Source organism: Myxacorys chilensis (genome assembly GCF_059505265.1).
On record NZ_JCACKG010000113.1, the window covers coordinates 1 to 10,423 of the forward strand.

Annotated in this window: 8 protein-coding genes and 4 pseudogenes; 9 read left to right on the forward strand and 3 right to left on the reverse strand. The window is 46.9% G+C overall.

The window, feature by feature from the left end; genetic code table 11:
• Positions 1-213: 213 nt before the first annotated feature.
• From AC5JLB_RS08435 to AC5JLB_RS08465, 7 genes are all read left to right on the forward strand, one after another.
• Entirely contained in the window at positions 214-684 is a 471-nt protein-coding gene (locus AC5JLB_RS08435) for a hypothetical protein (RefSeq protein WP_495873385.1), read from the forward strand.
• A gap of 319 nt (positions 685-1,003) precedes the next feature.
• Positions 1,004-1,489: a hypothetical protein gene (locus AC5JLB_RS08440; RefSeq protein WP_495873386.1), complete on the forward strand. Its 486-nt coding sequence runs from the start codon at positions 1,004-1,006 to the stop codon at positions 1,487-1,489.
• Positions 1,490-1,620: 131 nt separating this feature from the next.
• A complete protein-coding gene (locus AC5JLB_RS08445) occupies positions 1,621-2,280 on the forward strand; it encodes a glutathione S-transferase family protein (protein ID WP_495873387.1) in 660 nt (219 codons plus the stop codon).
• Positions 2,281-2,324: 44 nt separating this feature from the next.
• Positions 2,325-2,627, forward strand: coding sequence for a hypothetical protein (locus tag AC5JLB_RS08450; protein WP_495873388.1), 303 nt, complete (start codon positions 2,325-2,327; stop codon positions 2,625-2,627).
• A 207-nt stretch (positions 2,628-2,834) separates the two neighbouring features.
• A complete protein-coding gene (locus tag AC5JLB_RS08455) occupies positions 2,835-3,011 on the forward strand; it encodes a hypothetical protein (RefSeq protein WP_495873389.1) in 177 nt (58 codons plus the stop codon).
• A 29-nt stretch (positions 3,012-3,040) separates the two neighbouring features.
• The gene (locus AC5JLB_RS08460) at positions 3,041-5,245 is read left to right on the forward strand and encodes a TonB-dependent receptor (protein ID WP_495873390.1); all 2,205 of its coding nucleotides are present in this window, start codon (positions 3,041-3,043) and stop codon (positions 5,243-5,245) included.
• Positions 5,246-5,256: 11 nt separating this feature from the next.
• Positions 5,257-6,486, forward strand: a complete 1,230-nt coding sequence (locus AC5JLB_RS08465) for a hypothetical protein (protein WP_495873391.1) — start codon at positions 5,257-5,259, stop codon at positions 6,484-6,486.
• Positions 6,487-6,595: 109 nt separating this feature from the next.
• Here the strand turns inward: AC5JLB_RS08465 and AC5JLB_RS08470 are convergent, their stop codons facing one another.
• Positions 6,596-6,826, reverse strand: coding sequence for a DDE-type integrase/transposase/recombinase (locus AC5JLB_RS08470; protein WP_495873392.1), 231 nt, complete (start codon positions 6,824-6,826; stop codon positions 6,596-6,598).
• Positions 6,827-6,901: 75 nt separating this feature from the next.
• On the opposite strand from AC5JLB_RS08470, the pseudogene AC5JLB_RS08475 reads away from it, so the two are divergent.
• Positions 6,902-7,936: pseudogene (locus AC5JLB_RS08475) on the forward strand (IS110 family RNA-guided transposase); the annotation flags it as partial.
• 325 nt (positions 7,937-8,261) lie between these two features.
• Here AC5JLB_RS08475 and AC5JLB_RS08480 read toward each other — a convergent pair.
• Positions 8,262-8,774: pseudogene (locus AC5JLB_RS08480) on the reverse strand (IS6 family transposase); the annotation flags it as partial.
• Between the two features lie 182 nt (positions 8,775-8,956).
• On the opposite strand from AC5JLB_RS08480, the pseudogene tnpA reads away from it, so the two are divergent.
• Positions 8,957-9,196, forward strand: a pseudogene (gene tnpA / locus AC5JLB_RS08485) (IS200/IS605 family transposase); the annotation flags it as partial.
• A gap of 11 nt (positions 9,197-9,207) precedes the next feature.
• Here tnpA and AC5JLB_RS08490 read toward each other — a convergent pair.
• A pseudogene (locus AC5JLB_RS08490) lies at positions 9,208-10,294 on the reverse strand (ISAs1 family transposase).
• Positions 10,295-10,423: the final 129 nt, after the last annotated feature.

Consider the following 10,423-nt stretch of genomic DNA (forward strand, 5'->3'; position numbering starts at 1 on the left):
TGAGTCAGATGCAATTCTACTGTGAATGCTAAAAACATTAATTTTGTCAGACTTTTGCAATTCTACTGTGAATGCTAAAAACATTAATTTTGTCAGACTTTGCATAATGCTAGAGAACGCTACGTGAACGATCAATACAGCTTGAGTCTAAACAAATTGTGGCTTAACTGCTAATTCCACCTCCAACTCACAATTACAACAGGAACAAGCATCATGACTTTCTTCAAATCTAGTCTCAACCTCGCATTACTCAGCTTATTAACTTGCACTGGCTTGGCTGCCCCCGCCTTGGCAACAGCCGATAGCGACAACAGCATCCGCAACGCGCAATTTGAGGGTACTGTCGATCGGTTCGGTCAATCGCGGCAGATTAACGGCGATGTAACGGCTACCAACGATCTAGAAGATTTCCGGAAATTTCTCCTCACTGGTAAAGCTACCTTGCATATCAGTGGTAAAAGCAATATTGCCCCTAACGGCGGACGCACTGATTTGTTACTAGTTCGCGACTTCAACAACAATGGCGTACTCGATTCAGGTGAATTAATTGCTAAAAGTTCTGGATCTTTTCAACACTCATTTACCCGTAAAGATCTACTCGCTGGCAATTATATTGTCATCCTTCGGAATCGCGAATTGAACTCCAACAAAGTCCAGTATCAAGTTACCGTCGATCCTCAATAATCATCGAGCCTCTCGATTAGATGTCTCTTAATCCAGACGGACAAACGATCGGGAGCAGGTCACTTTTGTAGGAACGCAGGTACTCTTTAAAGCTGAGCCTGAGATCGAGATGTGGGGAGATATCCTGAAAGACTTAGATTTAACGGATAGTTTGTTCTGAAAGAACTGACATGCTCCCTAAACGATCTTCTGTCAATGAAATATTTCAAAAATCGGTGATCGAAATTTACTGCCAAAAGTAATCTGAATCGATCGCCGACTATGAAATTCAGGTCGAGCAATTATCGCAAATTATAACTTGTTTAACGGAGTTAATCTCATGATTCATCATCTGTCGATCGATGCTCGCGATCCGTTGCGGGTGGCGGGTGTGCTTGCAGAAATCTGGAAGGGAAAAGCATACAAATTTCTCATTCCCGGTAGTTATCTTGTCATGCCTTTTGACAACTATGGCACTCATATTGTGGTGTTTAAATCCGGTGATGCCTGGATTCCAGGTGCCGATGTCGAAGCAGCTAAAGTAAGCCAAACTACACCTACCGATTTTGTTTCTGCTCATGTCGCTATCTCTGTTCCGATCGAACATCGACAGATCGAACAGATTGGCAAGCGAGAGGGCTGGCGCGTCCTCACCCGCAAACAGGGCAATGGCAACCCCTTCAGTGCGGTTGAGTTTTGGGTCGAGAATCGCTTTTTGCTTGAGTTTTTCTCACCAGAATTTACACCTCAATATCTACAAGCGATGCAACCAGAATCGATCGATCGAATTCTAGGTCAACCGATCGATTTTGCGCCAATTCCGTAAATCTATTCAAAGGTCGGTTTCCTGTTTTTCTGGAAATGCCACCTACTAGCAAGTCGATTTGCCAGCCATGTTGCCTTGGCTTCCGATCCGCAGGGCACGATGGTTGAAGTCTATCCGTTTGGTACTGCCCTGTGTCTCAAATTCAATTTTATGGTGCAATTCTGTGTCCTTTTGCCCATCGAGTGCGGTTAACTTTGTTAGAAAAAGGCGTTCGGTTTGAATCTATCGAAATCGACCCCCAAAATAAGCCTGCTAACTTCCTCGAAATTTCTCCCTATGGCAAAGTACCCGTCCTCAAACATGGCGATAACCGGGTCTGGGAATCGGCGATCATCAATGAATATCTAGAGGAAACTTTTCCCGATCCGCCACTGTTACCCACCGAGCCAATCCAGCGGGCACGAGCGCGGATTTGGATTAACTTTGCCGATACCCGCTTGTACGCTACTACCGGAAAAATATTATACGGTCGCGATCCGCACCCAACGACGTTATTAATCGAACTGAGCGAGCACCTGCTCTTTATGGAGCATGAGGGTTTGCGTAAACATCCCACCATTACCCCTTATTGGCTGGGTACGGAGTTGAGTCTGGTCGATCTAACCTTTTACCCTTGGTTCGAGCAATTAGCCGTGCTGGAGCATTTTCGAGGCTTTGGGTTGCCATCAGGATTAGATCGACTTCAGGAGTGGCAAGCAGCAGTAGCCCAGCGGGAAACGGTACGATCGATCGCCAATTCGCCAGAATTTTATCTCGAACATTATGGGCGACTGGCTCAAACTAAGTTCTAGCCTCGCGCAAATCCCTTTCTTGATATCCACAGGTAACAAACATCATGAATTCTAGAACTGGCTACAAGATCGATCTAGAAACTCATGCGATCAACCAACCAACCGCCGATCGATCCCAGCATAAATCTTGGTTTAGTAAACTTCGTCAGGCGATCGCCACAGCCTTTGAGCCGCGTCAGGAACCCATGTTCTGGAAAAAGCGAGATCGCAATGGCAATATCTACTGGCAAGGCTACGATCCAGCCAGCAATTGCTCTGTCGAATTTGGTCTGATGATGATGCCCGCTACTGGCTCGATTTGCAAAGACCATTTCGATGACTCCATCAGCACTCTCAGCTTTCCATGATGAAGCCGCCTTTCACTCATACCGCCAATTTTGATCGATTTTGAAATTATGAATTCGACCATCTATTTATCTTCACCGATATTGCTGCTCCAGAAGCCGATCGGCTCTTATTGCTCGGTTTAGTGGAGGACGCTCCAGGAACGCTTCAGCAACGCCAAGCTTGCGACTCTATTCATAGCAATCCAACCCGTCGGGAGGACAAGCGCAATGGACAGGAACTGTCAAGATAGGCTGATCAACATTACCGTTTGGCTCATTGCTGAACTTGCTCTCAATCTAACCGGATTCGATAACCTGGCAGATTACAGCGAATTCGTGTTTGAACGGAGTCATTGCGCGATCTCTACCTCGCAAGTTCAACCGAATTTAATCCGACTCGCCTAAATCAATCTTGCTACAACTTGGAGAATTCTATGCAATGGCTCATGTGCGGAAGCCTTGGGCTGTTGGTCTGGAGTTGTTTGGGCATTTCTCCGGTTTTTGCTCAATCCCAACTGCCTCAACTCAGATCCCTAACAGTCCCCACAACAATTGCCCAACAACCCAACACTCAAAGAACTCCTACAATTGTTCGTCCTGGAGAAACTCTCCGACTCAAGCTCGATCGACTTCCCACCGAAGGCACACTTGCTATCTTTCTGGATCAAACCGATATCACCTCGCAAGTTCAGCAGACCGCAACTGAATTCGTTTACCAACCCACGTTGTTTCCAATTGCATCGGGCGATCATACCGTTACATTCTACATAGTAAAACCTGGAAATCAATGGAGCGAATTTACCACCTTTAGTATCAAAGTAGAAGAGTCACCTCCGCCATCCTCAACCCCACCACAGTCTCCCAATCCGCAACCTAACACTCCTACACCTCAACCCACTGAATCCCCTGCCGCTCAACTCTCAACCCAGGCTCGTGATCTCACTATTACGCCCAAGCTGAGCGTCAATTTCAAGTCTCAAATTCTCGATGCTCGTAGTCCTGATGCAGGTGTCTCAGACCGTCCAACTTTTGCTGATCTATCTTTTACTGGCGGGATCTCTGCTCAGTATCAACGCGGGGATCTGAACCTTCAAACCAACATCAATCTAGCAGGCAGCACATTTCAGCAAGAAGCCCTCCGGTTTGGACAGCTAGGAGAATCCGCTCCTCCAGTTGATTTGAGTGATTACTTGATTGATCTCAAAGTCGGTTCAGCCCAGTTCTCACTCGGTCATATTTGCTATGGAAATCATCCATTTCTTCTCAATAGTCTCTGTACTCGTGGATTGAGTAGTAAATTGAGCATCAACGATCGCTTAGATCTCTCCGTTGCTCATCTCAGTACCACTAGCATTGTTGGGTTCGATGACATTCTTGGCATCGCCAATTCAAACAATACCGTCACAGCCGCAACGCTTGGGCTGCAACTTCTAAAAAATCAAGCAGGAGGGATTCGACTAGAAACAACCGTCATGCGAGGACTCCGCCAACCTGTAAGCGATTTTAATGCAGGGGAAGTCGTAGATGCAGAAGAAAGTCGTGGAATTGGCTTCCGATTACTGGCAAATGATGCCTCTGGACGGTTCAAACTCGATGCTGGACTCGCACGCAGTACATTTACAAATCCATCAAGTGATGCTCAACTGATCAATGATTTTGATGTCGTGAAAGTTGAGCCAGTTACTCGCAATGCTTGGTATGTCGAAGCAAATTATGATTTGCTCAAAGGAGTGCCACTCGATGCAACCCGTACACTCGATTTATCCTTCAATTTCCGACGTGAACGAGTTGATCCACAATTTGGGACGGTCGGAACAAGTGTGACAGCAGATCGGTTACAAACGCAATTCGGGATCAATGCCGCGATCGCTGGCGCAACCGTTCAATACCAATCCAACCAAAGCGAGGACAATCTTGCCAATATCCCGACTGTTCTTAAAACCCGAACTCGCAATACTTCACTCAATGTGAATGTTCCGCTTCAGACAGTCTTAAATGTTCAAAATAATTTCCTACCCACTCTGACTTATAGCTTCCAGAAAACTCATCAATTTGGAGTAAACACCCCGATTCCAGAACTTTCTGCTTTTGATCCGACTGAAATCCCAGATCAAATCACAACCACTCGACAGTTTGGCGTGTCCTGGTCAATGTCAGAATTTAACCTGAGTTACCAACTCTCTAACACCTTTCAAGACAACCGCCAACTGAGTCGAGAAAATGCAGATTTCAAAACAATCAGCCATCAAATATCAATGGGATGGCAGCCGAACCCTCGATTCAACCTTAATCTTGGCTATGTCTTTACTAGTGCAAAAAGCTTTGAAGAAGACATTACGCGCTTCACCAGTAGTCCCACGATCGGCATTACCTGGGAAATGTTTCCCAAGCTAACATTAGGCTTGAACTACAATCGCAGCAACGAGTTTGATTCATTCAACCAGAAATTTAGCCGTAGTACAACATTAGAAGCAATTCTGACGTGGCAATTTAACATTAATGCACTAGGACGCACGATGCCTGCAAGTGCTTTTATCCGTTACGGTAGACAAGCGAATTTGAATCGCGATCGCATTTTTGACCTCGATACCAACGCCACGATTCAAACAGTCAACGCAGGCTTAAGTTTTAGTTTCTGAGGAGTAACACTATGAACCGACTGCTCAAACTCATCGCGCTTACTTTTTCGGGCTGGCTTGTGCTCTCGTCTAACGCTCAAGCAGTTACTGTTAGTCCGAGAGGAGTGAACGTCAGAACCTTTGGATCAACGACAGTCTTTCTGACCTTTGCTGGGCTCAATAATCAAGTCCCCGCAGAAGGTTTATGGTGCGGTGCGATCAATGCTGATCAGTCTTGCGTTTCAGGAACAATTTTTGGACAGCTTCCGGCTCGGAGTAATCGATCGAGAAGAAGCGGAACCAATAACTTTACGGACATTATGACGATCCCTCCGTCCGTTGCTCGTCGTGCCTATCAGGATGCACTGCGAGGGAATTCGTCTGAGTTCTTTTATGTGCGCCGATTTGTTAGTCGAACCGGAGCGCCCGATGAGTTTGTCGCAGTGACTTGTCGATTAGCAGGAGGTGGAGCAAGAGTTCCTCTAGCACTGACTGAAGTTCGTTTACAATTTGAATCTGGACAAGATGTGCCTGCCATTACAACCGGAAGTAGCCTGCCACGCTTCGGAGCTAACATTGCTTACAATGGCACTGGACGACTCAAAGGACGCTGGGAAATCGTCCGCCCTGGAGAACCATTACCCAGCGATCGCGATTTACTGACAGAGGCTTCTTTACCGATCGAAGAACGCGCCTTACAGCGTCGATATACTACCCTACAAAGATTTGACATTTTTGTGCCACCTACAGGTCGCGTCTTTCTGCCCGGTCCTGATCCAGCCACGATCCCTAAAGGTATTGAAGGACAGCATCTCATTTTGCTACGAATTGAAGCAACGGACGATCGTGAAGGCAATTCTGAAACTGGAATTGGGACAGTTAACTCTGGAGGCGTAGCTAGCTTTCCGTTACCTGTTCTGCGGTACTTTGTGACTTCAGATCTATCAGGTTTGCAGCTTTTAAGCCCAAGTGACAATGCTCAACTCTCTGCCAAACAGCCGATTCGGTTTCAGTGGCAAGCAGTCAAAGATGCGATCGCATACAAGCTAGAAATTAAGCAAAACTCTACTGTCATTCTATCTGCCCTACTCACGCCGACTCAAACCAGCTATACCGCCCCATCTTGGTTAAATGAAAAAACACAGCAATTGCTCCAGTGGCAAGTGCAGGCGACCCTTGCGGTATCTGCGGAGCAGCGCGGAAAGGATCGCTCAGTCCTGACAAATTCAAGGGTTCAAGAGTTTCAGATTCGACGAGATTAAATAGTATGTAATACCTTCGCCCCATTCATCAGCAAGATAGCAGAGCGCTCGAAAGGGTTGTGTCGCAAAGATTTTAAGTGACAAACGAACTGGTCTTGTTCGTATTGCTTTAAGCCATCACTCCGAAGAGTTCGTTAATGAGTTCTGCTTGAGATACACTGTCCCCTCGACTGATTCCTTTCACTTGTCCTTTGCGAATCATAGCCATTGCCTCTACCCCGCGTAATGTTCTTCGTGCTGTGTTGAATGATTGAAATCCCATCATTGGTTTGACAATGCGCTTCACGTTGCGATGGTCTTGCTCAAAGAATCTATGTAAGCCGTGAGAGAGTAGAGACAACCAAACCTTACCCTCTCACTTCTTGGAGAATAACATGAAGATTCTAGCGGGCAGCTTCGCTGTGCTGAAGGCAACGACTTAGGAAAATTTAACTGTGTGTCCTGTCTGTTCAATACCGAAACCAATACGACGGAGTTTGAAACGATCAAAACCTATCGCATCGAGTTTGAGGATTTGCTCAAGCGGATGTGTCCCCAACTCGTCGTGGTAGAAACTTGCTCAATTACAGGATGGGTGCATGATCTGTGTGTCAAGCAGGGCTATGAAGTGTTAGTAGCGGACTCGTCTCAGGACGCATGGCGTTGGAAAAACGTCAAACGTAAAACCGACAAAGATGATGCCCTGAAGCTGGCAAAATTGGCAGCCCTCAAGCAGATTAATTCAGTGTATGTGCCTGCACCAGAGGCTCGTCAGTATCGACACTTCGTGAAGTACCGTAAGGTGGTGGTTGGACGGATTAATCGAGTGCAGAATACGATCCGAGCCTTGTTCGACCAGCAAGGGGTGAAGATGCCGCAAGGGCATCGGGCTTGGACCGTGCAGGGAATTGAAGAATTGAGCCAACACCGACGATCATTGACGGATTGTGATATGAACAACTTGTGGCGTGGAGAATTAGACCTGGAGTTAACGATGCTGGATCAATTGTGGGAGCACCTTGCCTCAATTGAGCAGCAGTTGGAAGCATTAGCAAAGCAGGAAGAGCGGGTGCAACTATTACAGACAATTCCAGGGGTAGGACGCAGAACCGCGGAGGTGATCGTGACTTGTCTGGATGAGCCAAAGCGATTTGGAAATGTACGACAAGTAGCAGCGTATGGAGGATTGATTCCACAACAACATCAATCAGGACAAACGAATCGATTGGGCAAGATTACCAAACGAGGATCACGATTATTGCGAACGGCATTAGTGGAGGTGGCATGGGCAATGTTGCGGTACAACGAGTGGGCAGCGGCGACGTATGCCCGAATTTGTGGCGGACAGAAGACACGGAAGAAAACAGCGATTGTAGCGGTAGCTCGGAAGTTGTTAATGCGGTGTTGGGCGATGTTGTTACACAACGAGCCGTGGAAACCAGAGCTTGCTCAACCGGTTACAGAAGCATAAAACAGAATGAGAGAATGAAGTCAAAGTAAGATGATGAAGCATGAGCTTGAAACTAACATCTAATTTGAAACATAATTGCCTCGACGAATAAGCCATGCACCTTTGTAAAAACTCTTGAGACAATGTGGAAAAAGCACGAACTGCATCGACAACTCGGATAGTTGATTAAATTTACTTTGACACACGTTCAGATACAAAAAAATGTTATAGGTAATGAAAATATCATCTTGAAGAGCAAGATGAATGATTTGTAATGAAAGAAATTAGGAACTGCTGCAAGACTACAAGCCACAAACTTATTTGACACGTTCACGGCTTCATAGTTGATGTTGTTCAAATATTTGCGCTGCCGCAATTCGGTCTCGGCTTTCAATGTCTGATCTTGCTTCAACTCATCGACTGCAACCGGATAAGCAGCATTTTTATCCACAGTAATCACTCGTGGCGTTTGAGTGTGCTTTGCTCTCAACACTTTGCGAAAAAAGCGGGCAGCAGCCTTTCCATCTCGCTTCGCACTCAGTATAAAGTCCAGGGTGTTCCCCTCCGAATCCACGGCTCGGTAAAGATATTTCCACTCGCCTTTCACTTCGATGTACGTTTCGTCCACTCTCCATGAGCCATTTGTCGGATTCAAGAACGGTCGAATCCGTTTATCGAGTTCTGGGGCAAATTTCAAAACCCAACGATTAATCGACGAATGATCCACTGCGACTCCGCGCTCTGTCTTCATTTCTTCCAAGTCCCGGTAGCTCAAAGAATAGCGACAATACCACCGCACGTTCAGCAAGATGATTTCAGGGAGAAAGTGGTGCCATTTAAACAGGGAATCAGTCGTCATTTAAAGCGAAGCTAGAGAAAATTGGGCTTTCCTACCCTACCATTTTTGCGACACAACCTTCTGTGGTTCATTGTCTCAGCACGCTAGTCGAAACTACCCACTTTAGTGGGAGACTTTAGTTGCTACACACCTCCCGATAGCTGCAACAGGAGAGCACGATAGGTTTGTAAAGAAAAACCATCATGAGCGATCAACGTCGAGGCAGTCATACCGTCACTCGCTTAACTGCCCATCTCGTCTGGGTGACGAAATATCGATATCCAGTACTTAAGGGTGAGATCCAGAAGCGGTGTCGAGAATTGATCATCCAGATTTGTGATGCTGAGGACGTGAAGATTCTTAAGGGGGTGGTGAGTAAGGATCATGTACACATGCACATCGAGTATCCACCCTCAAAATCTATTAGTGACCTCGTGCGGCGGGCAGGGCTGTTTCATTGTAGAAGGGGAAAAACCTTGTCCAGTTGATTGGCGAATTGCCGTTTGGCAGCCGCCATCGAAGTAACCCCCAACATGCGAGCAAAGTGAATGAAGAAGTTGCGGACCACTGACCAGTTCGCAGTTGCATTCCTGCCTCTTTGCAGCGCATTGTCTTCGTTAAACGTCACGTCTTTGACCCAATGCAATCGATTCTCGATGCACCAATGCCCGCGAATGATGCGATGAAACTTCTCGGCATGAGCAGCGACACTGCTAATGTAGGACTGCCGCTCGTCAAACGGTTTTCCATCTCGATAGCCGTGTCGTTGCACCACAATCGCGCTTTGGATACCTGGCCACTCATGCCCAAAAGCGGTCACGCCATCAAACACGCTGACTTTCCATGTCGTGCTCCGTCCATGTCCTTGTTCCTGTTCTTGATAGCAACTCAGGGGTTGTTGCGTCTTCGATTGTTGAGCAATGCCTCGGTACAATCGCCCTTGATTGGCTTTGACACAGACCAGATAGTCATTGCCTTGCTTAACAAGCTGGTGCAGTGTTTTTTTGACAGTGTAATGCGTCCAACGTGACGCCAATCCCACAAAATCCGACAGCATCCAGCAGCACTCGCACCACGTCCTGTTCACTCATTCGTTTTTGCTCCATTGGCATGACTGCTTGCACGACGCCACGTTGATGAGAGAACAACGACACCAAACTGACAAAGTTCTGTTCGGCTTGGTTGTAATCAGTCACGCTACCTTTGATGCTTTTACCATCACAAGCAAACCACTCGCCTATGTCTACCTTGTGTTGTACCTGTGCCCAGTCAGTAAACACAGTCGCCAGAACCTGATAATCCAGCTGTTGCATGACACGGCGAAACGTCGAGTACGAAGGGAGTTTTGTGCCAGGTGCGAGTTCCAGTTTCTGAGAGACTTCTTGCCCATAAATTGCGACGAACTCGGCTAACGGGCGATAACCCCAGTACCCCATCATGGCACCCAGAATAATCAGCAGCAAAACCAGCCATAGCTCATGGCGTTGACCTCGAGCGGCGCGAAACTCTGGGATGCGTTGCAGGTGTTCGATCAAGCTCATGGGAGTGAAGTCAAGTCACAACACGGCTTAGTTTAATTTTTCTACTTTGACTTTGAAACAGCCCTGCGTGCGGCGGGCAGGGCTGTTTCATTGTAGTAGGGGAAAAACCTTGTCCAACTGATTGGCGAA

Coding starts and splice junctions, on each gene's coding strand:
- AC5JLB_RS08440 (WP_495873386.1), top strand. CDS start 1,004: ATGATTCATCATCTGTCGATCGATGCTCGCGATCCGTTGCGGGTGGCG.
- AC5JLB_RS08435 (WP_495873385.1), top strand. CDS start 214: ATGACTTTCTTCAAATCTAGTCTCAACCTCGCATTACTCAGCTTATTA.
- AC5JLB_RS08450 (WP_495873388.1), top strand. CDS start 2,325: ATGAATTCTAGAACTGGCTACAAGATCGATCTAGAAACTCATGCGATC.
- AC5JLB_RS08455 (WP_495873389.1), top strand. CDS start 2,835: ATGGACAGGAACTGTCAAGATAGGCTGATCAACATTACCGTTTGGCTC.
- AC5JLB_RS08465 (WP_495873391.1), top strand. CDS start 5,257: ATGAACCGACTGCTCAAACTCATCGCGCTTACTTTTTCGGGCTGGCTT.
- AC5JLB_RS08460 (WP_495873390.1), top strand. CDS start 3,041: ATGCAATGGCTCATGTGCGGAAGCCTTGGGCTGTTGGTCTGGAGTTGT.